Annotated in this window: 21 protein-coding genes; 3 read left to right on the top strand and 18 right to left on the bottom strand. The window is 44.3% G+C overall.

Annotated elements, in window-relative coordinates; all coding sequences use genetic code 11:
- The first annotated feature begins 15 nt into the window (after window positions 1-15).
- The gene (locus BMY78_RS10055) at window positions 16-1197 is read left to right on the top strand and encodes a multidrug effflux MFS transporter (RefSeq protein ID WP_090897523.1); all 1182 of its coding nucleotides are present in this window, start codon (window positions 16-18) and stop codon (window positions 1195-1197) included.
- A gap of 322 nt (window positions 1198-1519) precedes the next feature.
- On the opposite strand, the gene BMY78_RS10050 is transcribed toward BMY78_RS10055, so the two are convergent.
- Window positions 1520-2398 carry a helix-turn-helix transcriptional regulator gene (locus tag BMY78_RS10050; protein WP_090897519.1) on the bottom strand — a complete coding sequence of 293 codons (879 nt, stop codon included), beginning with the start codon at window positions 2396-2398 and terminating at the stop codon, window positions 1520-1522.
- Window positions 2399-2533: 135 nt separating this feature from the next.
- On the opposite strand from BMY78_RS10050, the gene BMY78_RS10045 reads away from it, so the two are divergent.
- Window positions 2534-4513 carry an alpha-amylase family protein gene (locus BMY78_RS10045; RefSeq protein ID WP_090897515.1) on the top strand — a complete coding sequence of 660 codons (1980 nt, stop codon included), beginning with the start codon at window positions 2534-2536 and terminating at the stop codon, window positions 4511-4513.
- A gap of 111 nt (window positions 4514-4624) precedes the next feature.
- On the opposite strand, the gene BMY78_RS10040 is transcribed toward BMY78_RS10045, so the two are convergent.
- From BMY78_RS10040 to BMY78_RS10025, 4 genes are all read right to left on the bottom strand, one after another.
- Window positions 4625-5683, bottom strand: coding sequence for a threonine aldolase family protein (locus BMY78_RS10040; protein ID WP_090897513.1), 1059 nt, complete (start codon window positions 5681-5683; stop codon window positions 4625-4627).
- Window positions 5680-6114, bottom strand: a complete 435-nt coding sequence (locus BMY78_RS10035; protein WP_231952523.1) for a MarR family winged helix-turn-helix transcriptional regulator — start codon at window positions 6112-6114, stop codon at window positions 5680-5682. Before BMY78_RS10035 ends, BMY78_RS10040 begins: the two co-directional genes overlap by 4 nt.
- 189 nt (window positions 6115-6303) lie before the next feature.
- On the bottom strand, window positions 6304-8022 hold the full coding sequence (locus BMY78_RS10030) for an ABC transporter ATP-binding protein (RefSeq protein ID WP_090897509.1): 1719 nt from the start codon (window positions 8020-8022) through the stop codon (window positions 6304-6306).
- Between the two features lie 2 nt (window positions 8023-8024).
- Window positions 8025-8429, bottom strand: a complete 405-nt coding sequence (locus BMY78_RS10025) for a hypothetical protein (RefSeq protein WP_143067016.1) — start codon at window positions 8427-8429, stop codon at window positions 8025-8027.
- Window positions 8430-8624: 195 nt separating this feature from the next.
- On the opposite strand from BMY78_RS10025, the gene BMY78_RS10020 reads away from it, so the two are divergent.
- Window positions 8625-10724 carry a serine hydrolase domain-containing protein gene (locus tag BMY78_RS10020; protein WP_177185697.1) on the top strand — a complete coding sequence of 700 codons (2100 nt, stop codon included), beginning with the start codon at window positions 8625-8627 and terminating at the stop codon, window positions 10722-10724.
- 103 nt (window positions 10725-10827) lie between these two features.
- Here the strand turns inward: BMY78_RS10020 and BMY78_RS10015 are convergent, their stop codons facing one another.
- The 13 genes from BMY78_RS10015 to BMY78_RS09955 all read right to left on the bottom strand — a co-directional run bounded on the left by BMY78_RS10015 (window position 10828) and on the right by BMY78_RS09955 (window position 26988).
- On the bottom strand, window positions 10828-11769 hold the full coding sequence (locus tag BMY78_RS10015) for an alpha/beta hydrolase (RefSeq protein ID WP_090897503.1): 942 nt from the start codon (window positions 11767-11769) through the stop codon (window positions 10828-10830).
- 66 nt (window positions 11770-11835) lie between these two features.
- Window positions 11836-13962, bottom strand: coding sequence for a serine hydrolase domain-containing protein (locus BMY78_RS10010; RefSeq protein WP_090897498.1), 2127 nt, complete (start codon window positions 13960-13962; stop codon window positions 11836-11838).
- Between the two features lie 260 nt (window positions 13963-14222).
- A complete protein-coding gene (locus BMY78_RS10005) occupies window positions 14223-16313 on the bottom strand; it encodes a serine hydrolase domain-containing protein (protein ID WP_090897493.1) in 2091 nt (696 codons plus the stop codon).
- 34 nt (window positions 16314-16347) lie between these two features.
- A complete protein-coding gene (locus BMY78_RS10000; protein WP_090897489.1) occupies window positions 16348-17802 on the bottom strand; it encodes an alpha/beta hydrolase family protein in 1455 nt (484 codons plus the stop codon).
- Between the two features lie 132 nt (window positions 17803-17934).
- Complete coding sequence (locus BMY78_RS09995) at window positions 17935-18918, bottom strand: alpha/beta hydrolase (RefSeq protein WP_090897486.1); 984 nt, start codon at window positions 18916-18918, stop codon at window positions 17935-17937.
- A gap of 130 nt (window positions 18919-19048) precedes the next feature.
- Complete coding sequence (locus BMY78_RS09990) at window positions 19049-20035, bottom strand: alpha/beta hydrolase (RefSeq protein ID WP_090897482.1); 987 nt, start codon at window positions 20033-20035, stop codon at window positions 19049-19051.
- A 224-nt stretch (window positions 20036-20259) separates the two neighbouring features.
- Window positions 20260-21627: a sensor histidine kinase gene (locus tag BMY78_RS09985; protein ID WP_090897479.1), complete on the bottom strand. Its 1368-nt coding sequence runs from the start codon at window positions 21625-21627 to the stop codon at window positions 20260-20262.
- Window positions 21624-22298 carry a response regulator transcription factor gene (locus BMY78_RS09980; protein ID WP_090897475.1) on the bottom strand — a complete coding sequence of 225 codons (675 nt, stop codon included), beginning with the start codon at window positions 22296-22298 and terminating at the stop codon, window positions 21624-21626. The genes BMY78_RS09985 and BMY78_RS09980 overlap by 4 nt, the downstream gene beginning before the upstream one ends.
- An 86-nt stretch (window positions 22299-22384) precedes the next feature.
- Window positions 22385-23137, bottom strand: coding sequence for a hypothetical protein (locus tag BMY78_RS09975; RefSeq protein ID WP_256222038.1), 753 nt, complete (start codon window positions 23135-23137; stop codon window positions 22385-22387).
- Between the two features lie 131 nt (window positions 23138-23268).
- Entirely contained in the window at window positions 23269-24342 is a 1074-nt protein-coding gene (locus BMY78_RS09970) for a sensor histidine kinase (RefSeq protein WP_090897471.1), read from the bottom strand.
- Complete coding sequence (locus BMY78_RS09965; RefSeq protein ID WP_090897466.1) at window positions 24339-25013, bottom strand: response regulator transcription factor; 675 nt, start codon at window positions 25011-25013, stop codon at window positions 24339-24341. Before BMY78_RS09965 ends, BMY78_RS09970 begins: the two co-directional genes overlap by 4 nt.
- 131 nt (window positions 25014-25144) lie before the next feature.
- Entirely contained in the window at window positions 25145-25960 is an 816-nt protein-coding gene (locus BMY78_RS09960) for an ABC transporter permease (protein ID WP_090897463.1), read from the bottom strand.
- Entirely contained in the window at window positions 25957-26988 is a 1032-nt protein-coding gene (locus BMY78_RS09955; protein WP_090897459.1) for an ATP-binding cassette domain-containing protein, read from the bottom strand. The genes BMY78_RS09960 and BMY78_RS09955 overlap by 4 nt, the downstream gene beginning before the upstream one ends.
- Between the last annotated feature and the right edge of the window lie 3 nt (window positions 26989-26991).

The raw sequence follows: 26991 nt of genomic DNA, 5'->3' as shown, positions 1-26991 counted from the left end.
GAGGGCTAATATATAATGAAGAAATATGCTGTACCATCTTTGCTTTTAATGATTGTTCTTATCGGTTTTCCACAAATCAGCGAAACCATCTACACTCCATCTCTGCCAGATATCGCAGCAGCACTTGGTGTATCTAATAGTTCCGTACAATTCACGTTAAGCATCTATTTTATAGGATTTGCCTTGGGCGTCTTCTGCTGGGGCTGGCTGTCCGACTTGATAGGTCGTAGGCCTGCAATGCTGGGCGGTCTCATCGTATATGGGATCGGGAGCTTGATGTGCTTTTATTCGGAATCGATTCAGTTGCTTCTCGTCGGCCGTTTCGTACAGGCTTTCGGTGCCGCAACTGGCTCGATTATCACCCAAACCATGCTTCGAGAAAGTGTATCGGGAGATCGAAGACATGCGATGTTTGCCCAAATCTCTGCTGTCATTGCATTTACGCCGGCAGTTGGGCCACTTATTGGTGGTTGGATTGATCAGGCCCTTGGCTTCAGATGGGTATTCTTGGCGTTAGTACTAATGAGCGTTTTGTTGTTCATATATGCTTTTCTTAAACTGCCGGAGACAACGAATGTTTCTTTACGATCCAAAGTCGCTATACTTCCGGTTGTTAAAAAGATGCTCGCTATGCCGCGCGTAATGGTGTTTGGCGTATTGATCGGAGGTATTAACGGAGTTTTATTTAGTTATTATGCCGAAGCTCCCTTCATCTTCATAGAACACTTTGATCTGTCGCCTGGCGTTTATGGTTTTCTGGGCATTATTGTGGCCTTGGCCTCAGTGGTCGGAGCAATGATCTCAAAACGATTATTGACCGTTTACACACCGGAAAAGATCATTCGTCTGGGTTGTCTGGTCATGACCAGCGGTGCTCTGCTCCTGACCCTTGGAAGCAGCTTGTCTATGCTGCCCAATCTTTTGCAGATCATCTGCATGTTAACTGCCATGTTTGTTCTGTTGATTGGCGCAGGTATTGCTCTGCCCAATTGTCTAAGTCTTGCGCTTGTTCATTTTCAAGATGTAATTGGCACAGCAGGTGCTATATTCAGCTTGGGCTACTACTTGCTGGTAAGCCTTACGACATGGGGAATGGGTGCTCTGCATAACGGTTCATTGCTGATGATGCCTTTATATTTTCTAATCATTAGCGGCGTAATGTGGTTGCTTGGCAAAAGATTTATCTCAGAAGAATAATCTATTAGGATCATTCATTAGGATCATAAATAATACGAAGAAATGTCCCGGGGCACATTTCAACAAAACAGAAGCAGTCCAGTACTTTTATCGTATCTGGGCTGCTTTTGTTAATTTTATTGAACATAAAGTCTGAAAGCCACATCGGCTTATCCAAAGATCTTAAATACTTTATATTCATATTCATATTCATTGCCCTAACTTTGAAGGTTCCACGCATATACGGAAGAAGCGAAAGTTCAAATCTTGAGCATTTGAAATTCCCGACATTGAATACGTTATCTTCCACCGTCCTTTCGGGCGGTTTTTAGTTTGATCACATCTATTCCATGAAATACAACTGATGCTTTTTGCGGTATTCTCCAGGCGTGAGGGAAGTTTGACGTTTGAACAACCGTGTAAAATAGTTATGGTCCTGCAGTCCACACAACTCGCCGATACGCTTCAGCGGAAGCTCCGAATGTGCCAATAACCGCTTGGCCTTCTCCATTTGCAGGTGATGCCTGTATTGAAGCGGGCTCATCCCCGTATACTGCTTCAGGCAGCGAGCCAGGTAATCAAAATGATAAAGCAGATCATGCTCCATCTGTCCGGAATCAAACGGCTGCTCGAGGCGTTGACCAAGATAAGTTGCCACTTTCTCGCTTAGAAAATAGGAGCGAGCCTGCGGGCTGTTCTGTCTCATTCCCTTCTGTAATTGCAGCAGGAATTGGCCCAACAGAACATGAAGCTCGAAGGAACGCTGACGGGTGAGTACATGGTGCAGCTCAAGCATTTCTTTCAGTATCGGCTCCAGGTTACGTAGATCCACTACGGCGAATTTGGGAATTTCAATGACTCCTGGGGGAGCCTCAATATCCTGGTCTGTTTGTTGAAGCAAAGGCTGCTCCCAAGTCGTCTTTTCTTTCAAAATCATCTTTTGCACAGAGGACAGCTGGAAATGAATCCAGTATACTTCCGTCTGCACATCCGTTGGTCTATAGCCACGGTGGTCTTTGCCAGGTTCAAGAACCAGCATCATACCTTCCGCAATCTCGTAACGGAGGCCATCTTCCTCCATGTACAGCGCTCCTTTGGCGCAAATAATAAGATCGAACACATCAAAGCTACGCTGGGCATGCTGCATCCCCGGCTGCCATTCGGTGTGCCCAATGGCTGCTAATAGCGGAAACGGCGGAACTTGAAGTTCAAGTACAAGCATTAGATTCTTCCTTTGTTCTAAATGTAGATAATGTGCTATATATAGTCGTAATTGTCAGCTGTATCAAAGCTGATGATCGATTAGAGTGGTAGATATAATATGATTCTATCATTTAATGACCAGGGGGAAGCAAGCATGAAATTTCGTCAAGTTCATCTCGATTTTCATACGTCAGAAGCCATTGAAGGCATTGGCCGTGATTTTTCGAAGCAGCAATTTCAGGAGATGCTCAAAACCGGGCATGTCGATTCCATCACCATATTCTCCAAGTGCCATCATGGCTGGGCCTATCATCCGACTACCGCCAATCAAATGCATCCACATCTGAATTTCGATCTTCTGGGTGCCCAGATTGAGGCTGCTCATGAGATAGGTGTGAAGACTCCGGTCTATCTCTCCGCTGGCCTTGATGAGCGGCTCGCCCGCAAACATCCACAATGGCTCATCCGCAATCAGCAGGAGCAGATCAGTTGGACAGCCGACTTCATGACGCCAGGATATCATCAATTTTGCATGAATACCCCTTATCTTGACGTTCTCACCCTACAGGTCGAGGAAGTCGTAAAGAAATATGATGTGGACGGAATCTTTCTCGATATCGTTGGTGTTCGGGAATGTTATTGTCAATATTGTGTTGCCGAGATTCGCTCACAGGGCTCCGATCCACGAAACATTCAAGATATGAAGAAACTGTGGGAACAGACGTATACTCGTTATGCTAATCGAATGAATGAGACTGTGCATGCAGTGAAACCCGGATTACCCGTGTTCCACAACAGCAGTCACGTCGACCGTGGGCGGCGGGATCTCGCCCATGTGAATACCCATCTGGAGTTGGAATCGCTACCAACGGGCGGCTGGGGCTACGACCACTTCCCGCTTTCTGCTCGTTATGCGCAGACATTGGGCATGGATTTTCTCGGCATGACCGGAAAATTCCATACGTCCTGGGGCGAATTCGGTGGATACAAACATCCCAACGCGCTGCGTTATGAAACTGCTCTGAGTCTTGCGAACGGGGCACGCTGCTCCATTGGAGATCAGCTGCATCCGGGTGGTCAGATGGATCATGCCACGTATTCGTTGATCGGGGAAGCTTACCGTGAGGTAGAAGCGAAGGAAGAATGGTGTCGAGATACTACGGCTATTGCCGATATCGCATTGCTGTCAGTTGAGGCAGCCTTATGGGAAACCGGAGGCGATCCTCATAACCAGCACATGCACCACCACGATACCGGAGCTGTAAGAGTTTTGCTGGAAGGCCACTTTCTCTTCGATGTGGTCGATCTGCAGGCTGATCTGTCCAAATATAAAGTTGTTATTTTGCCGGATGCCATTAGCATTACAGAGTTAATCAAAACCAAACTGACAGCCTTTCTTGCCGGGGGCGGCAAAATTCTGGCCACTGGCCGTTCCGGTCTCTCACCGGATGGAACGGGCTTTGAATTCGATTTGGGCGTAGAATATCAGGAGGTTTCCCCATTCCGTCCCTCCTATTTCCGTCCGAATTTTGAGCTTCCTTCGCTGCGTACAGCCTCTTTCGTCATGTACACCGAAGGACAGGACGCAGTGCCCACGACAGACGGCATCGTACTTGGCAGTAAGGAAAATTCATATTTTAACCGTGACTTGTTCACGTTCTGCTCTCACCAGCATACCCCTTCTGATCTGCAGGAATCGGGAACTGGCATGGCTGAGGGTCAGGATGGAATCTATATCGCATGGAATGTTTTTGAAGATTATGCGATGAAGGGGAGCTTGGCTGTCAAGGAAATCATCTGTTACGCGCTGGACCGTTTACTGAGTAACAACAAGTCGCTAATGACCAATCTGCCTGCGCAAGGGGTTACCACGCTGCAGATGCAGACGAACTCGAACCGTTGGGTGAATCATCTGCTGTATGCCTCTCCAGTACGTAGAGGACAAGGTGTAGAAGTTATCGAGGATATCCCTCCACTTATCAATACAGAGGTGACGGTTGCGGCGGCTGAAAAAGTACAGGAAGTGTATCTGGCGCCACAGAACCTTAGTCTCCCATTCAATCAGGTGAACGGGCTCGTGAGCTACACGATACCACAATGGTCCTGTCATCAAATGGTCGCGATTCAATTTTAGAAGTGCATTTTTGGAACATAATAACAGCAGACAAAAAAAGTCGCCATCAACATGGCGACTTCTTTTTTGGCGTTTTACTCCGCCAATGTACTATCCTTTAGAGATTAATGACTATACACAGGCTTTCAATTTGTTCAGACTCTGGGAAATATCGCGAATCAGTAAATCCACATTTTCCCGCTGAGTTGCCCAACTGGTACAGAAACGAACGACGCTGTGAGTGTCGTCCACCTTTTCCCAGAATGTGAACGAGTAACGGCTGCGTAAATCCTGAAGCAGGTCATCTGGCAGAATTGGAAATTGCTGATTGGTTGGTGAATCATATAGGAAAGCAATGCCTTGCTCCGCAAGTGAATCATGAATCAACATGGCCATGTCCACCGCATGTTGGGAAATTTCAAGATACAGACCATCTTCAAACAGCGTTTCAAACTGAATCCCCAGCAATCTGCCTTTGGCAAGCAGGCCGCCTTTTTGTTTGATCATATAACGAAAATCCGGCTTGAGCTTGTCATTCAAAATGACTACCGCTTCCCCCATCAATGCTCCGATCTTGGTTCCGCCAATATAGAATACATCACACAGGCGGGCGAGATCCGCGAGCGTCGTATCACAATTCCGGGAAGCAAGAGCATACCCAAGACGTGCCCCATCAATAAATAACGGGAGACTACACTGTTGGCTCACATCAAACAATGCTTGCAGCTCTGCCTTGCTGTACATCGTACCGTTCTCGGTAGGCTGGGATATGTAAACCATTCCGGGCTGGACACAATGCTCCGGAGACGCATCATTCCAATGAGCATCATAGACCGCTTTGACCTGATGTGCTGTGATCTTTCCATCTTCACTTGGTACCGTAATCACTTTGTGACCTGTGGCTTCGATCGCTCCTGTCTCATGGACCGCGATGTGGCCCGAAGTCGCTGCAATCACGCCTTGGTATGGACGTAAAATGGAGGCAATAACCGTTGTATTGGTCTGTGTACCACCAACCAAAAAATGCACATCCGCCTGTTCATTTTCACAAGCTTGTCGAATGAGACTCCTCGCCCGATCACAATGGGCATCTTTACCGTAACCGCTCGTTTGTTCCATGTTCGTTGAAATCAGTCTTTGCAAAATGCGCTCATGTGCGCCTTCGTTGTAATCACATTCGAATCGTATCATCGTCTTGTCTCTCCTGCTCTTTTGTTCAACTTATCCTGAATATTCATCATTGAAGCGTAAACTTCTCTGATCTCTTCCTCATCCAAACCTTGCATTAACTTCACAATCTGCTGATCTGAACGTTCATTCAACTCACCGTAAAGCTCCTGCCCTTTTTCAGTCAGGCGAATCAAACTAACCCGGCTGTCAGCGGCCGAATCTACTTTCATCAGCAGCCCTTCTCTGGTTAGTTTACTTACAATTCGACTCATGTAACTGCGATCAATGGTCAGTGTATCCACCAGATTGTTCGCAATGCTCTCCCCTTGAATGCCAATTTCAATAATGACCCTTGCTTCGGCGAAGGAGTATCCCGTTCCCAGGATATGTTTATCAAGTACACCGAGTATATTGGTATAAAAACGGTTAAAACGCCGCATTTCAGTCAACATATCTGCATTTATTTGCTGAGAGTCGATGTCAAACCCTCCCTTTTAGTGGACATTGTCAACATTATGATAATTCGTTTAGTGGACGTTGTCAACAATATAATATTGATGAACCTTATAGTCTGAATCAGTGTCACTTTATTGAAAAACAAAAAAACAAACCGCGCAAATGCACGGTTTGTTTTTCGGCTATCAGGAATGGCTGTATTGAACCTGGTGAAGCCTGCTGTATATCCCCCCTGCAGCGACCAGTTCCTCATGGTTACCCTGCTCTGCAATACCATCAGCATTGACTACCAGGATGCGATCTGCATTCTTGATGGTTGTCAGTCGGTGTGCAATAACAAGTGTTGTTCTGCCCACTGACAGTTCCGCCAAGGACTTCTGGATTAACGCTTCGGTTTCGGTATCCAGAGCGGACGTTGCTTCGTCCAGGATGAGAATCGGTGGATTTTTTAGGAACATGCGAGCAATGGACAAGCGCTGTTTCTGACCTCCGGAAAGTTTGACACCACGTTCGCCGATGACTGTATTGATCCCTTCCGGCAAACTAAGAATCAATTCTTCCAGAGATGCACGACGGGCTGCATCCCAGATTTGCTCGTCTGTTGCCGTTAAATCGCCATACGCGATATTCTCCTTAATTGTGCCTGAGAAGAGAAATACATCCTGTTGAACAATACCGATATGTCTGCGCAATGATTCCAGCTGAACCTCACGAATATCCATCCCGTCAACAGTGATCCGGCCTTCCTCTACTTCATAGAATCGTGGAAGCAGACTGCAAATGGTCGTTTTACCTGCACCGGAAGGACCCACAAATGCAACGGTTTCCCCTGGATTGATGGACAGACTGATATTATTCAGAATACGTCGATTTTCCTCATAACCGAACGAGACATTTTCGAAGCAAATATCTCCTCGTACGCTTTTTAGCTCAACGGCATTTTTCGCATCGGCGATTTCCGGCTCCGTATCAATGATTTCCAAGTAACGCTTGAAGCCGGCGATCCCCTTTGGATAACTTTCGATGACGGCGTTAATCTTTTCAATTGGACGGAAGAAGATATTGGACAAGAGCAGGAATGCCATGAAATCACCCATATCAATTCTACCATCGATAAAGAACCAGGCACCGCTGATCATAACAAACACAGTAACCAGACGCATCATCATGTAGCTGACTGATATACTCTTCGCCATCGTTTTGTAAGCAAGCAGCTTTGTTTTACGGAAGTTCTCGTTGTCTACGGAAAATAGTTTTTTCTCATGCTCTTCGTTAGCGAACGATTGTACGACACGAATTCCGCCTACGTTGTCTTCAATACGGGAATTGAAATTCCCCACATCGCCGAAGAGGCGCCGATAGGTCTTCGTCATGCGCCCACCAAACACGATAATGACCCAGGCCATGATTGGAATGATGATAAAGGTGATCAATGCAAGCTCCATATTAATGTTCGCCATGAGCCAGAACGAACCGATTAATGTCATCACTGCGATGAAAACATCCTCCGGTCCATGGTGAGCCACCTCGCCAATATCGTTAAGATCATTCGTCAGATGACCAATCAGATGACCCGTTTTACGATTATCGAAGAACCGGAAGGATAGCTTTTGCAAATGAGCAAACATCTTCGAACGCATGTTGGTCTCAATGTTAATACCAAGCATATGTCCCCAGTAGGTCACGACATAATTCAAGACCGTATTCAGCGCATAGATCGACAGCAATACAATACATGCGAGGATAATGAGCGGCCAATCTTGACCTGGCAGCAACTCATTAATGAACTTGCTTACCGCAAGTGGAAATGCCAGCTCTAGTAAACCAGCTATTACTGCACAACCAAAATCAATTAAAAACAGTTTTTTGTAAGGACGATAATATGAGAAAAAACGACGAATCATTCTTATTCACTCTCCAGATCCTGATTAGGGCTTTCTTCTTCAAGTTGTAATTCAAAAAGTTGGATATATTCATCAATAACCTGGTCAATGGCTTTCAGCTCTCCACTAATCATTTGGTGAATATTCCTGAACTCCTCCTGACCAAGCTGTCTGGCCAATGTGGCTCTTCGGTTCTGCATTTGTTCCAAAAAGACAAGTATTCTTCCACGTCGAAACGTTTGTGCCCCGTTACCCCGTTTTCCGTGATGTTCGCCATGTCCTCTTCCGCGTCTGGAACGTTCACCTTGTTTTTCTTGTTTTTCTTGTTTCTCTTGTTTCTCTTGTTGCTCTTCTTCCCCGCGACCGCGTCTGGCTCGCTGTCCATGGCGATCAGGTTGCTCGTTCTCATTTATATGTCTTTCTCTCATTTGAGAAGCACCTCCAATTTCGTATACATCTGTATACATTTCGTTTATGTATACGATTGTATACACAACAAACTGTTCTGTCAACCCGTATTTTTCCATTTTTTCAGGTCAATTCATATTCAGTTCATCGCCCTAGAGTACACTAACTCAGGTACCACCACAGAGATTCCCAATTCACAGATAAGACAGGAGAAGATGAGATTGACACTGAAAAAACGAACTTCATTCGCGGCGGTAACCCTGATGTTAACCATGTTAGCCCCAATGTCTGCTCTCGCCGCACCGGCAACCAGTACCAGCAGTAACCTTACGTATGATATGACCCAAAAAGTGGTGATGGAAAAGAGCAAGCTCCTTACCGAAACATATGGTACAACCAGTGTGCAGTATGCACTCATGGATGAGGGAAAGATCGTGATCTCCGGACAAGTAGGCCAAAATGACCCGGAGGATCGTATCCCCCTTTCTTCTAATACAATGTATGGCATCGGTTCAACCAGTAAAGTGGTGCTTACCGCCGCTGTGATGAAGCTGGTTGATGAAGGCAAGATCGATCTGGATGTGCCGGTTGTGAACTATATCCCGGAATTCAAAATGAAGGACAATCGTTACACAAAAATTACACCTCATATGCTGCTGAATCATTCATCCGGGATTCTTGGAACCTCAAGCGGTAGTGCCATACTGTATGGGGACAATGATACCTATGCACATGATACATTTTTGGATCAATTGGCCGAGCAAAATTTGAAGGCAGATCCAGGAGCCTACTCGGTGTATAGTAACGATAGCTTCACATTAGCTGAAATTCTGGTCGAAAGAGTTAGTGACATGAGCTTTACTGCATTTATACACAAATATATTACAGAGCCCTTGGGCATGAGTCACACCAAAACACCGCTGGATCTGGTTGACCCTAATCAAATGGCAGTAACTTATTCCCAGCCGGAAAAGAAACAACTTCCACTAGAGAACACGAACATGATTGGCTCTGGAGGCATTTACTCTACTGCAGAAGACCTGGTTAAATTTTCGCAAATCTTTACAGGAGAGATCAAAGGCATTCTTTCTAGTGAGTCGGCAAAAGCGATGACGCAGGAAGAATACAAAAGAGGCGTGTGGCCAGAGGACAGCGATTCATCTATTTCGTACGGGTTAGGCTGGGATAGTGTAAACCTGTTCCCATTTAGCGAATACGGGATCAAGGCACTTACCAAAGGCGGGAATACGATTGCCTATCATTCGTCATTAATTGTACTTCCGGAATACAACATGGCTGCAGCCGTTACCTCCTCAGGTGGGTCGAGCACCACCGACCAATTGATCGCGAGTGAACTGTTGCTTAGCGCACTTGAGGAAAAAGAGATTATTAAAGCGCGGAAGCCGGATAAATCATTTGGCGCACCTGTAAAAGCAACCATGCCGAAAGAACTAACGCAGTATGCAGGCATTTATGGGGCTGTTGGCAGCTCGTTATTGAAGTTGGAAGTGAATGATGAAGGGCAATTAACAACGTCTCTGCTATTATCGCCGAACAGTACGGAACAAAAGTATACGTATACCGCAGATGGCTCTTTCGTGAACGAGCAAGGTACAGAAAAGTTGAAATTCGCCCAAGAGGATAACGGGAATACCTACCTGTGGTCTCGCTCGTATCAGTCGGTGCCAGGGCTTGGACAAATCGCCTCCTCGGAATACAAGGCAGAAAAGCTCGAAACCAATACATTACCCGAAGATGTAACAGCCGCTTGGCAGAAGCGCGAAGGCAACATTTATTATCTGGTGAATGAAAAATACACCTCGACGGTATATGACAGTACAACGCCGATCATCCCTATTCATATGTTCAATGAGGCACCAGGGTATGTGTATACCAATAAAATTATGGATCCAAACCTGGCCGTGAACCAACTGCAAATTCCAGGCTTGGCGGGCAGGGATACGATGGAATATAAGTTCTTCGAGAAAAACGGCGTGGAATACGTCTCAGCAGGAGGAAAGGTCTACGTCAGTCAAGAACTTGTAAGACCGCTCTATTCGGGGAAACAATCGAAGACAACGATCCAAACGAATGGTTATGCGACATGGTACTCGATACCGGCAGCCGCCACAGGTAAAGTGATGACAGTAAAAATGCCTTCGAAAGGTGCTTTCACTGTATATGATCAGACGGGTATCAGTACGAATCATACCGTGGTAAGTGGTGTAAATGAAGTTACATTACCTGTAAATGGTACGATTGTATTTGCTGGTGAAGCTGGTTCAAGGTTCGAAATTACGTTAACTAATCAATAATAATGAGTATGGAAAATACGCCCCTTCCCCGGTGTTCTACTGGGGAACGGGCGTTTCGTTCTTTCTGAAATCAATTCTGAAAGGTACTACGTTGATTCTAAGTTTATTTCACTTCATTCATAAACTTCCTGAAGTTTTCGACTATTTCTTTGGATCGGGTATGGTGTAAATAATGCCCGCCTTCGAATGTCATCACTTTACCATGTACAGAATTTTCAACTTGCTCTTCATGCAAAGGTATCCATCCTTCCGTTTCCGTATCATTCGCTTGTAAGAAGAAAATCACAGGCAGATCTTTGGGGAAGGTCAAGTTCTCAGTTACTTTGAAGTTAGGAGCAAAGTTTTCGCCTTCACTCAGATTGTTCGGATTAAACGTATTTTTGAGTGAAAGGATTCGAATTTGCTCTCTGGTTTCATCATCAACATCGGGTGCAATCAGTTGATCAGGGGCCAATTTCATTAACAGTCGGTAGAATCCTGATTTTTTAAGCAGTTTGTACGTTCCGGTTGGGAATGGATCATCGTTACCTCCCTGCGTTGGGACACTGCTCTCGATGCCGACAAAGGAAGTTACTTCGTTTGCATATTTGTTCACATAATCCAGTCCGTATATCCCTGAAATGGAGTGAGCCATGAGCGTGTAACGTTGAATACCAAGTTGCTGTAACGCTTCATGAATTTCACTAACCATATTTTCCGTAGTACGCTCTTTTTCAGTAATGTCACTTAATCCATAACCGAAAGGTTCAATGACAACGACTTTGTAAAATGGAGATAGCTCATCGATTAACGGTTTAAAATCGAGGGCTGGGGCAGGTGTTCCGTACCCCGGAAGCAATACCACGGTTTCTTCACCTTTTCCTTGGATCAACACATTCATGTTTTTCCCGTCAACCGATACGGACTGACCATAGGGTTTGATTTTCCCTGCCTCCGACTTGTTGCTAAATACATTTACAAAATAAACAGTGGCAATAAATAATGCAAAAGCGATAACTATGGCTCCGAATATTTTGAGCAAAATGATTAATATTTTTTTCATCATGATGGTATTCTCCTGTTGAGTTCGTTTGTTGTACCGCCGCTTGAATCTCTATTCATTTATATTAATTTACTTTTTTAATGAAATTTCAAATTGGGAGCCAGCCTCACCTGCAAATACAATACGGCCGTTTTCGGGTAAAACAACAACATTCTTACCGCTAACCACGCTGTGATTAATACAAATTCCGTTCTGATCATAGATAGCAAAGGCTCCTTTTGCAGGTAACTTCACTGTCATGACTTTTCCTTTCGCAGTAGCGGGTACCGAAAACCATTTGGCATATCCATCTGCTTGAATGGTTGTTGCGGATTGTTTACCGGAATAGATTGGTTTCACCAATCCCTCACTGGCGAATACATAACCTGAAAATGTAAGATACTCTCCTCCGTTCTTTTTGGAGAAATGAATGTCCATCGGTTCTCGTCCGGCACTACCCGGAATCTGCAATTGATTGGCTGCTTCGCCTGCTCCAATAATCTTATTATTGGACATATACCCTGGATTCTCTTTATTCAATTGAATAGGCAGGATCGATGTAGCATTAAGATAGAGCATTGATGTGTATTTCGCATTCACCAGATAATATTTTTTACCATCACGCTTTGCCCATGCAGCGTTAATCTCCTTGGGTAATGTATTGGCTTTGAGTTTTTCCGCATTATATTCTGAGAGAGCCACCTGTCCGAGTCCTGGAACGGAGATATAAGATCGAGACCACAGGTAGGTATTCCCATTTTTCTCCACAACGAATTTCAACTTTTCTGTACCATCATCACTCACAAAAGTACCATCTGATGTATAGGTGTATTCTTGAACCGGATTACTTGGAGCCGTGAGAGAGGAGAGCGTCATTTGTCCTGCCTTATTTATTTTGATCTTCGTAACTGAATTATTGCCACCATAATTCCCTGCAAACTTGGAGATTTCTTTAGGCATATCAGCCTTCACAGGTACACCAAATGATTTTTTCGGTTTCCGTTCTTTAATAATGCCCTTTTCTTCAAGTGCGCTAAGTAATAACTCACTCGCAATGAATTGATTGGTTATGCTTGCTCCGCCTGAAGAGATCACGGCTGCAGCCATGTTGTATTCCGGAAGTACGACGAGTGAAGAATGATAAGATAACGTATCTCCACCTTTCGTAACAGCCTTGATGCCGTAGTCACTGAATGGGAACAAGTCCACACTATCCCACCCTAATCCGTAAGACATAGAAGAATCACTATCCTCTGGCCACATGCCTCTTCTGTATTCTTTTTGCTCCATGGCTTCTACCGACTTGTTGGAAAGAATCCCTTTGACCTCTCCTGTGAAGATTTGCGAAAATTTCACCAGATCCTTAGCGGTGGAATATATGCCTCCTGAAGCAATGATATTATAATTCTCGCGTGGAAGCTGCCCCTTATACAAAGGAGAGTAGATTCCCGCCATTTCTCCCGTATTAACTATATCCTGTGGTGTTTTGGTATGATTCATTTTCAGAGGCTCTGTAAAATATTTGTGTATAAATGCCGTAAAGCTCATACCAGTGACTCTCTCAACCAGAATTTCAGCTAATGTAAATCCATCGTTAGAGTACACCGAATACGCACCTGGCTCTGCCATCAGATTCTGGGTCGCCAATTGATCCAAAAAGGTATCATGTGCATAGGTATCATTGTCCCCATACAGTATAGCACTACCGACAGAGGTTCCGAAAAGCCCGGCCGAATGATTCAGCAACATACGGGGTGTAATCTGTTTGTATCGTTTATCTTTCATTGTAAAATCAGGCATATAGTTCACAACAGGCACATCCAAATCGATCTTGCCTTCATCAACCAGCTTCATTACAGCGGCTGTAAGCATCATTTTACTGGTTGAACCAATGCCATAGATTGTGTTCGAAGTAAGAGGTACCTTGTCGTTTAGATCGTTCTTGCCCGTTTGACCGGACAGCGTAATCTCTCCACCATCAATGAGCGCATATTGCAGACTCGTCGTACCGTACGTTTCAGTCAGCAACTTAGCTTTTTCGATTACGGTTTCCTTTGTTGTCTCATACGTAAGGTTAATGCTGTTACTCGTGGCAGTCGGTGCGGCCATTGCAGATAGCGGGGCTAACATGGTTAACACTAACGTTAAAGCTGCAATTGAAGTTCGTTTTTTGACTGTTCTCCTGACCACGTTCTGCATTTTCTCTTGTTGTATCATCTGCATCTTCTCCTGTCATTATCTCTGTATTAGAGTATCTTGCTTTGGTGCTAAAAAAAGCTTAACCCATACAAATGTACTCTTCGTGACGTCTATATGAACCGAGTATGAACAGGCGAACTAATTTGAGTACATGATGATTTACGATCCTTAATTCTTCCTTTTTTTCGCCATAAAAATATCCCCTCCAAGTGTCACTTGAACCCTCCTGAATTTATGAGGGTTTTTAAGTGTCTACTTAAAGGGGACGAAGACTTCGTCTATTTCAATGAAATTTCAAATTTGGAGCCAACCTCACCTGCAAATACGATGCGGCCGTTCTCTGGTAAAACAACTTCATTCTTACCACTGACCACGGTGTGATTAATACAAATCCCCTTTTGATCATATACGGCAAAGGCACCATTTGAAGGCCGTTTAACGGTCATAACTTTTCCTTTCACAGTTGCTGGTACCGAAAACCATTTGGCATATCCATCTGCTTGAATCGTTGTTACAGATTGTTTTCCCGAATAGAGTGGTTGAACAAGTTCCTCACTGGCGTATATGCTACCTACAGCTGTGATGTACTCCACTCCGTTCTTTTCGGCGAAATAAATCTCCTTGGTATCACGTCCAGCCATGCCAGGGATCTGAAGCTCAGTGACTGCTTCGTTTGCTCCAATAATCTTGTTATTGGACACATACCCCGGAGTCTCCTTACTCGTATGAATCGGGAGAATTGGTGACGAATGTAGATAAACTGTTGATGTATATTTCTCATTCACCAGGTAATATTTTTTACCTTCACGCTGCTCCCATGAGGCCGTAATATCCTGGGATAATTCATTGGCTTCCAGCTTCTCCATTTTATATTCGGAGAAAGCCAATTGTCCAAGTCCTGGCAAGGATATATAAGATCGATACCACAGATAAGTCCTTCCATTCTTCTCCTTAACGAATTTCAACTTTTCCGTGCCTTCATCGTTAACAAAAGTACCATCCGCTGTATAGGTGTATTTTTGAGCCGGATGACTTGGAGCTGTGGGTGTGGATACAGTCATTTGTCCAGCAGTATTCATTTCGATCTTCTTAACCGAATTATTGCCGCCATATATACCTGCATTCGTGGCTATTTCTTTAGGTACATCTGCCTTCACTGGTACACCAAACGATTTTTCTGGCTTCCGTTCTGTAATAATCCCCTTTTCTTCAAGTGCGCTGAGTAATAATTCACTCGCAATGAACTGATCTTTGGCACTTGTCCCACCTGATGAGGTAACGGCTGCAGCCAGATTATATTCCGGCAGTGCGATTAAAGATGAGTGATACGATATGGTATCTCCACCTTTCGTAACAGCCTTGATGCCGTATTCACTGAATGGGTACAAATTTACACTATCCCACCCTAACCCGTAAGATATAGACGTATCGCTATCCTCCGGCCACATGCCTCTTTTGTATTCTTCTTGCGCCATGGCCTCTACCGACTTACTGGAAAGAATGCCCTCGACCTCTCCCGTGAAAATTTGTGAAAATTTCACAAGATCTTCAGCAGTGGAATAAATGCCTCCAGTAGCGATGATATTATAATTCTCTTGAGGAAGCTGGCCTTCAACCAAAGGAGAATAGATTCCCGCCATTGCTGCCGGATCAACCACATCCTGTGGTGTTTTGGTGTGATTCATGTCCAGAGGCTCTGTAATATATTTGTGAATAAATGCAGTAAAGCCCATGCCACTAACTCTTTCGACTAGAATCTCCGCTAATGTAAAACCATCGTTACAATATACGGAGTACTCTCCTGGATCGGCTTTCAGGTTTTGATTCGCCAATTGATCTAGAAACGTATCATGTGAATACGTATCATTATCTCCATACAATGTGGCATTGCTTCCAGTGCTGCCCAACAGACCGGAAGAATGATTCAACAGCATGCGCGGTGTGATTTGTGTGTAGCGATGATCTTTCATCTTAAAATCAGGTAAATAGTTCACAACAGGCAGATCCAAATCCATCTTTCCCTCGTCAACTAGTTTCATCACAGCGGCTGTAAGCACCATTTTGCTAGTTGATCCTATGCCATAGATTGTATTTGAAGTAAGAGGCACCTTGTCCCTTAGATCGTTTTTGCCTGTTTGAGCGGACACCACAATCTCTCCACCATCAATAAGGGCATATTGCACACTGGTCGTACCGTACGTCTCGGTAAGGATCTTCGCTTTCTCCGCTACAATTTTCTTGGTTGCTTCATACGTCAGATTGCTGTTGTTACTCGTAGCTGGTGCGGCCAGTACTGACATTGGAGATAACATCATTAACGCCAGAGTTAAGGCGGTGATTGACATTCGTTTTCCCTTTTGTCGTCCCATTCACATCATCTCCTGATTTAAATGTTTAGGTTGATTAAAGTTCTTTGGGATCTATAAATTTCACCTCTGGATACAAGTCGCTCGGTCCCAGAATCAGAGTGCCACCCGTTCCTTTCAATTGCTTATTAAAGAAATCAAGTACATATTGATTTACGATGTTTGCTCCTCTTTTACCATTGATGTCTCCTGTGATCCCGGACAGTTTAACCAGCTCCGAATAGAATTGAAGATCCGTGAAATTGAAGTGCTGGGTTCCTTCTATATAAATCACATTTCCCCCATGTTCAATAACATTTTTCATAATGTGCAGCTCATCTGAAAGAAATTTATTTACTTCGTCATCCGAATTTCTATCATTTTCAAAATTGACTAACCAGTCTTTAAAACTTCCCGATCTGATGAACATAAACGGCTTGTTTATATCATCTCTATTTTCTACTTCATTCAGTGACCCGTCCATATTAACCCCGGCCTTGATTCGAGGATCCAAATACGTTGCATTAAACGCCGTTGCACCCCCAAAAGAATGCCCCATCGCACCGATGTTATTTAAATCCATTTTCCCTTTGAATTGACTTTCAATTGCACCTGAATTCAGCTTTTCGATTTGATTGATTACAAATTCCACGTCTTTTGTCCATATATCCCCAATTTCTCTGCGGTCATCTATGGTTGTCATCTTTGTTGTATAGCCCGTTACACGGCCATCCGGAAAAAGGGTCGCAAAGGTGCTGTACGTATGATCGATTGTCGCTACGATAAACCCATGACTGGCCAGATTCTCCGCCTGTGATGCTTGTAGAACTCTACTGGTTCCCATACCATGAGATAGCAGTACCACGGGATAAGGACTTGTGGAAGGTAATATTTCTACATTTTCATAAGAGTTGGTTTGACTATACTTCAAGTAGTCGAGCAAAAATTCGGGCAGTTTTAAAGAAGCAGAGAAGCTCTTAATATACGTTTTGAACATTTCTTTATCATTTGGAAACAGCGTGTCACGCTTGTTGTTATTCATGTTCTCCGTAGGATACCAGACTTGAACCATTAGTTCCCTCTTGTCGCTCTGATCTTCAGTTAAGACTTCGTCTCTGTTCTGGTCCGTAAAATGAAAGGTTTGAGTACCCACTTTCTCTGGACCATCCGGCTTCGGCAAATTAAATACAGGTAGGTATACAGACAAAGCAGTAGATATCACAAGTAGAATGACGATTAAGGAAGATAAACTATATTTCAAGAACTTCCCTATTTTTAGATTCACCATTTTTTCGGAATGCCTGAGTAAAACTATGATTATGAATAGAGCCGTCATGATATATACCAAAAGCAGCTGCCATCTGTATCCCTCAACAAACAATTGAACTAATAATATAACGCTGCTTCCTATACCCAAACCCAAGCCTGTTTTCTTAGAACTTCTTTTAATAAATAGTAGGTCTATGAGTAACGCGAAACAGGATAGAACTAAAAGTATTTCAAATAATCTCATGTTGAATTCCTCTCTCTTTCATCACGGACATCATCCGAATTGGATTTACTATGGAAAAACCGCCCCGCAGGACGGTTTTCATATTCGTTCATACACACCTGGTAAGTCAAAGAGTGTACGTTTACACCATATTTATTTCGCTTCGTTCATAAAAGCTCTAACATCTTCAGCAATTTTTTTGAATTGAGTATGGTGTAAATAATGTGAACCATCCATTGTGATTACTTTCCCATGTACCGAATCTTTGATCTGCCCTTCATGCAGCGGTATCCATCCTTCTACACCTTCATTATTCGCTTGTACAAATAGAAGAAGTGGAAGGTCTTTAGGGAAGGTTAAACCTTGAGCACCTTTAAAATTGGAATAAATATGATCCATCTCGTTTAATGACGTGGGATTATACATATTTTTATTCGAGATCATTCTCATTTGCTCAACGGTCTGATCATCAAATGCCAGTCCCTCATAGGGGTCTGCACTCACTTTCATCATTAATCTTAAGAGACCTGTATTTCTAAGAAGAGCAAACGTTTTTAATGGGAACTTCGCATCTGTAATACTTGGTTGGGTGGAAACACTACTGTCAATACCGACGAAGGCAGTTACCTCATCCGGATATTTGTTCACATAATCAATGCCGTAAATACCTGCAATAGAGTGACCCATGAGCATGTACTGATGAATATCAAGTTGCTGCAGAGCTTCATGAACTTCACTTACGATATTTTCTGTGGTTCTTTCTTTTTCTGTTCCATCACTTAATCCGTAACCGAAAGGCTCAACTGCAACAACTTTGTAATATGGAGATAATTCATCAATAAGCAGCTTGAAATCAAGCGCTGGTGTTGCTGTTCCAAAACCAGGCAGAAGCACAATCGTTTCCTTGCCTTCACCTTGGATCAACACATTCATATTTTTCCCGTCTACAGATACGTGCTGACCATAGGGCTCTATCTTTTTCGCCTCTGAATTACTACTAATCACATTTGTGATATAAACAATACCTAGAAATAAAATAATGGCAATTAAGATTGCTCCTAGTACTTTAAGTATAATATTTCGTACTTTCCTGGCCCTCGATCCATTCTTCGCTTTCTTTTCCTCTGGTTGTGTCACTCTCATCTTCTCCTGTCTTGAACTGTTTGTTGGGTTCTCTTCTCTGCTGCTAATTAAATCTTAACCCGTGAAAATGTACTCCCCGTGACGTCAATATGAACTGAATATGAACAAGCAAATAAATTAATATTTACCGGGACGTCATAAATCCCCTGAATTTTTCCGCAATTTCTTTGGCATGGGAACGATACAGATAATGATTCGCTTCCAGCAGCACCACTTCACTATGCACAGTGTTCTCTATTAGCTTCTCATGCTCGGGAATCCAATTCTCCGCTGCCGGATGATTCTTTTGAATAAAGAAAAGAACAGGGAGATTTACAGGGAACGTTAGCTGTTCAGCTGCTTTAAAGTTAGAATACATGCTCTCTGCCTCATTTAATTGAGTGGTATTATACATATTTTTTCGGATCAGAATGTTCAATTGTTCTTTGGTCTGCTCATCATATGGTAGTCCATCATAAGGGTCAGCACTCAGTTTCAATTGTACTCGCGCAAATCCTAAGTTACGGAACCATTTAATCGGTTGTGTATCTGACGAATCAATCTTCTGTTCACTTATCGCTGGAACACTGCTATCCAATCCCACGAATGCACTTACTTCGTTTGAATATTTGTTCACATAATCCAGACTATAGATCCCCGATATGGAATGACCCATCAGGATATAGCGATCAATATGGAGACTCTGTAACGCGTCATGAATTTCACTTACGATATTTGCCGTACTGCGTTCCTTTTCGGTCTGATCACTTAATCCGTAACCAAAAGGCTCAATAACAACGACTTTATAATATGGGGATAGCTCTGAGATAAGCGGCTTAAAATCAAGTGCGGGTGACGCTGTTCCAAACCCTGGTAAAAGGACGATCGTTTCTTCTCCTTTTCCTTGAATGCTGACATTCATCTGTTTTCCATCTACAGACACGCGCTGTCCATACGTTTCCATTCTTTTTTGCTCCGAATGACTGCTGATTTTGTTAACGCTATACACGGTGGCCACGAAAAGTAGGATGACTATAACGATTGCACCTAATACTTTAAGCAAAATGTTCAACACTTTTCTCGTTCTGGTTCCACCCCACGGTTGCTTCTCTGTTTCTTGTGTCACACTCATCTGCTCCTGTCCTCATCTGTTTACTGGCCGTAACAAGACGTTAATCCAAGCCTAACCAACTCAGATGTCCTCATCATGACGTCAATATGAACTGAATATGAACAAACCAAAAAAACCACGTTTCACATGCGCGGCAGCTTGCATGTGAAACGTGGCCTGAAAATATGGTTTAAACAATGAGATGAATATTCTACACTTCCACATTATCCTGTAAGTAAGCCTAACTATTCCGTTGGTGGAGTGATGGGCAACGTAACAATAAAGGTCGTTCCCTGACCAGGTTCACTTTCTACTCGGATGTCCCCTTGATGAAGCGATACAATCTGTTTAACAATGGCAAGTCCCATACCACTGCCGTCATACTTGCGACTGTGAGATCGATCCGACTTGAAAAATCGTTCGAATATGCGCTTCTGGTCTTCAAGAGGGATACCGATACCTGTGTCGGAGATTCGAATAATCACGTTCTTGATATCCTGCTTGGTGCTGACGTGAATTACGCCCCCATCCTTGGAAAATTTGATACCGTTGCTAAGAATATTCGTCCATACCTGGTTCAACTGGTCGTGATCAGCCAAGACTTTAACGGCTTGGAGATCCAGCTCAAAGTGAATGTTGCGAGCAGACCATTGCGGCTGTAGAGTAACAATGACCCGTCTGATCTGTTCATCCAGGCTGAGTGTGCTAAGTCGCGGTTGCTGTGACTGTGATTCAAGCAAACTCAGCTTGAGCAGATTATCACTCATTTTGGACATCCGCTTCGCCTCGGCGATGATAATCTCAAGATATCGGCTTCGTTCTAGCTCTGAGAGATTTACTTGTTTCAGTGCTTGAGCATAACCGGAGATTGAAGTCAGCGGAGATTGAACCTCGTGCGACACATTCGTTACGAATTCCCTGCGCATCTGCTCCAACTGCTGCAAATCATGCATCATTTCTTCGAAACTGCGCGCCAGTGTGCCCAGTTCTCCAGTTTGCTTGATATTCAGCTTGACGTTGAAATCTCCAGCAGCGATCCGCTTCGTTGCTTTTGTCAGTTTTTTGATCGGTCTAACCAAAAATATGGAAGCAATCAGAATGATAATACTTCCTACAATCAATGAACAGGTTGCAAAGATCGAAGCCCATTGGACGACAAACAAGGAGGAAGGTGGAGCGAGCGTCTCAAAAAACATGGCTTTCGCTCCCTTTTCCGTTTTCACCGGCAAACCTAAAAGAACTGTGGCAATACCGTTCGGATTGTCCTGGACCACGCCCCCATCTAACACTTTCTTTAGTTGCTCCTTCGTCACCGGGGCCGATTTATGTCCGTTAAGCTTTCCATAAGACTGGAACTGACCGGTTGCATCGTAAATTCGAATATGATACGAATTCAGTAGCTTCATTTCACTGACAAACGATTCAGCTTCACTTAATGGAAGGGTCTTGTAAATCTGCACGACATCCTGGCCGAAGTTACGTATGTTAATTTGAGCATTTTCATTCAATTGATCTTCGAATATCATCGTGGACATAAAAAAAGAAATGACCGTGCCGGCGATAACGGAGACCAGAAATGTCAGGACCACACGAATATATAACGATCTAATCATTCGTAAACCTCAAGCCGGTATCCCAGACCTCGGACCGTTTCGATCCGAAAATCGGATGTCGTCGCGAACCGTTCACGCAGGCGTTTAATATGTACGTCTATTGTTCGATCATCACCAGCGTAATCAATGCCCCAGATTTGATCGATCAATTGCTCACGTGTATAGACTTGTCCTGGTGTTCCAGCAAGCTTATAGAGCAATTCGAACTCCTTCAGCGGCAGCGTAAGTGACTCTGTTCCTCTCGTCACCTTGTAGGTTTGTCGATCCAGAATGACGTTGCCGAAATGGATCGTCTGCGTGGAGCCGATTTTGTATCGTTTCAGTAATGCTCGGACACGAGCCGTGAGCTCCAACGGATCAAACGGTTTCGTTAAATAATCATCGGTTCCCAGTTCGAAGCCCTTCACCTTCTCCCAGGTCTCGCCTCTCGCAGTCAGCATGAGCAACGGAAGATCAGGATTGGCTCTTCGCAGCTCTTTGCATAACGTCCAGCCATCCATGACAGGCATCATGATATCAAGCACAACAAGATCAACATGGGTTGAGCCGTATACAGTCAGTGCCTCTTTGCCATCCGCGGCTTCAGCCGTTTCAAATCCGTCATTTCTCAAAAATAAACAGACGAGTTCACGAATATTCGGATCATCGTCAGCAACCAGTATTGTAGGCATGTGTTTCCTCTTTTCCTGTTTCCATGTCATGTAGTCGTAACCATTATACTATTATTGATTTTTATAAAAAGCAAAAAGCAAGTAATCTAATCACGCCATCCCCTCAAAGTTTTCTGCATCCCTGCCTTGTTATGAAGAAACTGTTTCACACGAGAGCCGTTGGCACCAGATGGATGAGGGAATCCCCATAAAATTTTCCCTTCAACTAACCTATGTTCATCTAGCAATTGATGTAGTACAGCCTCCACCGACTTTCCTAATGGAATAATAAGAGGATGATTTAACTGTTCCAATTCAGGTAGAAATGACTCAAGTACGGCTTGATACAAAAAGGCATTTTGAGGAATGGAAGGCTGATGTCCATTGTAATTTTGCTTATTTACCAGGACTGGATACCGAATCAGAGAAGTTGTATGTAACAACGTACAATCAGCTTCAAATAACCTTTGCACATGGGGCACTCTTACATATTCATGCAAGCCTATTTCCTGGAGCATTTGAATCAAATTGCTGCGCATGGAGCCCGCCATTCTTGCCGCTATTTTGGCTTCTTTACAGGCTTGCTCATATGAGTTGTGTGCTTTCAAAGCCTGGATCGCCGTTCTATAAGCAATTTCCATCTGCTTCCAACCTGGTGTGATGCCAACAAGCATGACTTTTGCGGCAGGATTGATATATTCATTATGCGGGGAGTAGAACATCTCTACCGCTCCCGAAGAGCTTAATTTCAGATCATTAATCAGCAGCTGTGCTTTGGAGTATTTAGGTTGTATCGGGAATGAATTCATCACGTCAATCAAACGCTGTTGGTGAGTGGAAGATATCAGCAGAATACTCACTCCTTACGGACTTATGTAATGGCTACCCTGCAGCTTATCACTTATATACCTTATTTTGTACAATATCAGCAGAATGAATTGAAATAAAAAGGGGAATTGACGGACACGTCCATCGATTACCCTTTTTATGATTATGAATGGACCGGTAGTTGTACAGTAAATGTCGCACCTTCCCCCGGTTCACTGAACACAGAGACAGTGCCCTCATGCATCTCCACAATTTTATGCACGATGGAAAGTCCCAGCCCACTGCCGCCCAAGGCACGTGTACGGGATTGATCCGCTTTGTAAAACCGTTCGAATATGCGAAGCTGATCCTGCTTGGTAATGCCGGGTCCGCTGTCAGTAATACGCACACTGACCTTGCCTTCACCTTGCGTAAGGAAAACATCAATTTTACCGCCTTCTGGCGTGAACTTGATTGCATTATGAATCAGGTTGATCCACAACTGAATCATCAAGTCCTCATCAGCAAATATTTCAACTTCCTCCAGCTCTACGTTCATATCAATTTTTTTGTCATCCCATTGGGGTTCACAGGCCAGAACCAGAGTCACCAGCTGCCGATCCAAGCGGTAAGATGATTTGTGAGATGCATGCTCGGATGAATCCAGAACGGCGAGCTTCATTAAATTATCACTGAGTCTGGACAAACGAACACATTCCGTCTCAATGATCGTCAGATACTTTTCCCGTTTCTCCTGGTCCATATCTTTATTTTTCAGCGCTCTGGCGAAGCCACTGATTGACGTGAGCGGTGATCCGATCTCATGTGATACATTCGAGATGAATTCCTGACGCAGATCTTCCATCACTTTGAGATTTGCCGCCATGTCATTGATGCTTTCAACTAACTGCACATACGGGTGGGGATTTCTCTGTCTCCCGTTTCTATTAGCAAATTCAGGATCCAGATTCACACGAAAATCCCCCCGGGAAATGCTTTTCAAAGCCTGAATCATCTCATTAAAAAATTCATACTGCCTGCCTTTAACCAGCGGACCGATAATGGTAATGCATATTCCAAAGAAAATGAACCCAAGCATGGCATTGATCAGAAAAGCAAGCAATTCATGTGGTACCCATGGGATAAAGGAATACACATATCTCGTAAGGTAGAAAGCTGCTGTCCAGCAAGCAAACAGAGCCAGAGATACCAGAACGACGTTTCTGGCAATATGAAGAAATCCAGCCTCCTGCTTCATTGTCGTACCTCCAGGCGATAGCCCAAACCTCGCATGGTACGAATGACGAAAGCATGCTCTTCCTCCGGAAACCGTTCACGAAGTCGCTTGATATGCACATCAATCGTTCTCTCGTCCCCTTCGTAATCATAACCCCAGATCTTTTCGATTAATTGATCACGGGTAAAGGTCTTGCCAGGATAACTCGCAAGGGTGAATAACAGTTCAAATTCCTTGCGTGGCAACACAATATCCTGATCACCTTTCTTGCACTCAAACGTATCACCACGCAGGACCAGTTCACCAAGCAGGATCACTTGTGAAGTCATAATCCGATAGCGTTTCAATAAAGCCTTCACTCGGGCAACCAGCACCAGCGGATCAAAAGGCTTCACCAGATAATCATCCGTCCCAAGGGTAAAACCTTTGATGATCTGCGAGGTTTCTCCTTTGGCCGTCAACATCAATAGCGGTAGATCCGTCTGCTGCCGCAACTGGCGGCACAATTCCCACCCGTCCATGCCTGGCATCATAATATCAAGAACGACCAGGTCAACCTTATGGTCAGCGAGTAATCGCAATGCATCCAACCCGTCAACAGCCTCGAGTACGTGCAAACCTTCCTGCTGCAAGAAATGTCCTACCAGCTCTCGGATATGCGGGTCGTCATCAACGACCAATATGCTTGTCAATGTGACCACCTCCATTTTTTCAACCTTGCCTTATACTCCACATTCTGTCAAGAAGAAGACCTTATACCATGAAGGCATAACGTCTCTTTCCTGACATACTAGACTTTTTAGCAAAATTTGATGATTTCCAATTACGTTCTGCGCATATATGCCCGTACTGTCAATGGTGCAAAAATGGCTACAATAACCGCAGCTCCGGCAAGGCTGGTCACCAGATCTGAGCCCATTGTCCCTTGATTCGCCAATTCCCGTACAGCCGAGACCAAATGGGATATCGGATTGACATTAACTACCCACTGAAGCCAATTCGGCATCGTATCTACCGGAACGAAGGCGTTCGAAGCAAAGGTGAGCGGAAACAATACGAGCATGGAAATCCCTTGTACACTGGACGCTGTACGTGCAATAACACCGAGAAAAGCAAAAATCCAACTGATGGCCCAAGCGCACACAATAACCAGCAATCCTGCCATGGCGACATGACCCAATCCACCTGCAGGGCTATATCCTAATAAATATCCAATTGTAAAGGTAAGGAACGTTGCAATGGTATAACGAATTGTGTCAGCCAGCAATGCTCCGGCCAGTGGTGCAATACGTGCTATAGGTAATGATTTGAATCGGTCGAATACCCCTTTATCCATATCCTCACGCAATTGCACACCCGTAACGACTGAGCTTGTAATTACCGTCTGCACAAGTATACCCGGAATAATGACCAACAAATAAGCTTGAATATTTCCCGAAATTGCACCGCCAAAAATGTACGTAAACATCAATGTGAAAATGATCGGCTGTAACGTCACATCGAATAATTGCTCTGGTGTTCGTCTAACCTTCAAGATCCCGCGATAAGCCATCGTTAAGGAATTCCGGAAGGTTTTTCCAAAGCTTGTGTATTTTCTCAGCTTACGGCTTGGGTTTTGTTTCGCTGTTGTACTATTCATACTTGCAACTCCTCCACTGCTTTTGATTCTTGAGACGTATGAGACGTTTTGCCACTCGCATCTTGGCCCGTAATGGTAAGAAATACTTCATCAAGTGTAGGTTTCTGGACACTCATCTCAGCCAGATCAATGCCTGCCGAACGGAAGGCAATCAGCAGATCTGCTGCAATATTCGCATTTGCCATCGGCGCAGTAATCTTCCCTGCTTCCGCTGATACGCTGGAATCTGTCCGAAGGATCTGCTCCACAATCTGACGGGCGTGTTCAATCCGTGTCGGTTCCTGGATGCGCAGTTGAAGTGAGGCAGTGCCAACGGAGGCTTTCAAATCATCTACCGTGCCTTCGGCCACAACATGACCCTGATCAATTACGGCAACGCGGTCTGCCAGTTGATCCGCTTCATCAAGATATTGTGTGGTCAGAAGCACCGTTGAACCAGTCTTGACCAATTGGCGAATCGTATTCCACATCTGTGCACGTGTCCGTGGGTCAAGTCCAGTCGTCGGTTCGTCCAGAAAGATCAGCGGCGGCTGAGCAATAAGACTTGCTGCCAGATCCAGACGGCGGCGCATACCTCCCGAGAACCCTTTGATCGGACGTTTCGCCGCCTCCGTCAAGCCGAATTCTTCGAGCAGCTCAGCGGTCTTACGTTTCGATTCTGCTCGGCCAAGACCCAGGAGCCGTGAAAATATCATCAAATTTTCGTTGGCACTAAGTGACTCGTCAACCGATGCATATTGTCCTGTAAGTCCAATCAATTGACGTACGATATGTGACTCCTTCACCACATCATGCCCAAATATTTTGGCTGATCCTCCATCGGACCGAAGCAGCGTGCCGAGCATCCGAATGGTTGTTGTTTTCCCTGCTCCATTCGGGCCCAGTACGCCGTAGATCGTACCTGCCTTCACGTTCAAATTCACACCATCGACTGCACGTTTATCTCCAAAGATTTTTACAAGCCCCTCTGCTTCAATGGCCCAATCTCCAAGTTCATTACCTGTTGCTCTTTGCTGTGTATTGTTCAATTG

It is taken from the genome of Paenibacillus sp. OK076, from assembly GCF_900110055.1.
In the GTDB taxonomy this organism is placed as follows: domain Bacteria; phylum Bacillota; class Bacilli; order Paenibacillales; family Paenibacillaceae; genus Paenibacillus.
Note: the sequence above shows the minus strand (reverse complement) of the source record. Positions and strands in the feature narration are given on the sequence as shown.

Coding starts and splice junctions, on each gene's coding strand:
- BMY78_RS10055 (WP_090897523.1), top strand. CDS start 16: ATGAAGAAATATGCTGTACCATCTTTGCTTTTAATGATTGTTCTTATC.
- BMY78_RS10050 (WP_090897519.1), bottom strand. CDS start 2,398: ATGCTTGTACTTGAACTTCAAGTTCCGCCGTTTCCGCTATTAGCAGCC.
- BMY78_RS10045 (WP_090897515.1), top strand. CDS start 2,534: ATGAAATTTCGTCAAGTTCATCTCGATTTTCATACGTCAGAAGCCATT.
- BMY78_RS10040 (WP_090897513.1), bottom strand. CDS start 5,683: ATGATACGATTCGAATGTGATTACAACGAAGGCGCACATGAGCGCATT.
- BMY78_RS10035 (WP_231952523.1), bottom strand. CDS start 6,114: ATGTTGACTGAAATGCGGCGTTTTAACCGTTTTTATACCAATATACTC.
- BMY78_RS10030 (WP_090897509.1), bottom strand. CDS start 8,022: ATGATTCGTCGTTTTTTCTCATATTATCGTCCTTACAAAAAACTGTTT.
- BMY78_RS10025 (WP_143067016.1), bottom strand. CDS start 8,429: ATGAGAGAAAGACATATAAATGAGAACGAGCAACCTGATCGCCATGGA.
- BMY78_RS10020 (WP_177185697.1), top strand. CDS start 8,625: ATGAGATTGACACTGAAAAAACGAACTTCATTCGCGGCGGTAACCCTG.
- BMY78_RS10015 (WP_090897503.1), bottom strand. CDS start 11,769: ATGATGAAAAAAATATTAATCATTTTGCTCAAAATATTCGGAGCCATA.
- BMY78_RS10010 (WP_090897498.1), bottom strand. CDS start 13,962: ATGATACAACAAGAGAAAATGCAGAACGTGGTCAGGAGAACAGTCAAA.
- BMY78_RS10005 (WP_090897493.1), bottom strand. CDS start 16,313: ATGGGACGACAAAAGGGAAAACGAATGTCAATCACCGCCTTAACTCTG.
- BMY78_RS10000 (WP_090897489.1), bottom strand. CDS start 17,802: ATGAGATTATTTGAAATACTTTTAGTTCTATCCTGTTTCGCGTTACTC.
- BMY78_RS09990 (WP_090897482.1), bottom strand. CDS start 20,035: ATGAGTGTGACACAAGAAACAGAGAAGCAACCGTGGGGTGGAACCAGA.
- BMY78_RS09985 (WP_090897479.1), bottom strand. CDS start 21,627: ATGATTAGATCGTTATATATTCGTGTGGTCCTGACATTTCTGGTCTCC.
- BMY78_RS09980 (WP_090897475.1), bottom strand. CDS start 22,298: ATGCCTACAATACTGGTTGCTGACGATGATCCGAATATTCGTGAACTC.
- BMY78_RS09970 (WP_090897471.1), bottom strand. CDS start 24,342: ATGAAGCAGGAGGCTGGATTTCTTCATATTGCCAGAAACGTCGTTCTG.
- BMY78_RS09960 (WP_090897463.1), bottom strand. CDS start 25,960: ATGAATAGTACAACAGCGAAACAAAACCCAAGCCGTAAGCTGAGAAAA.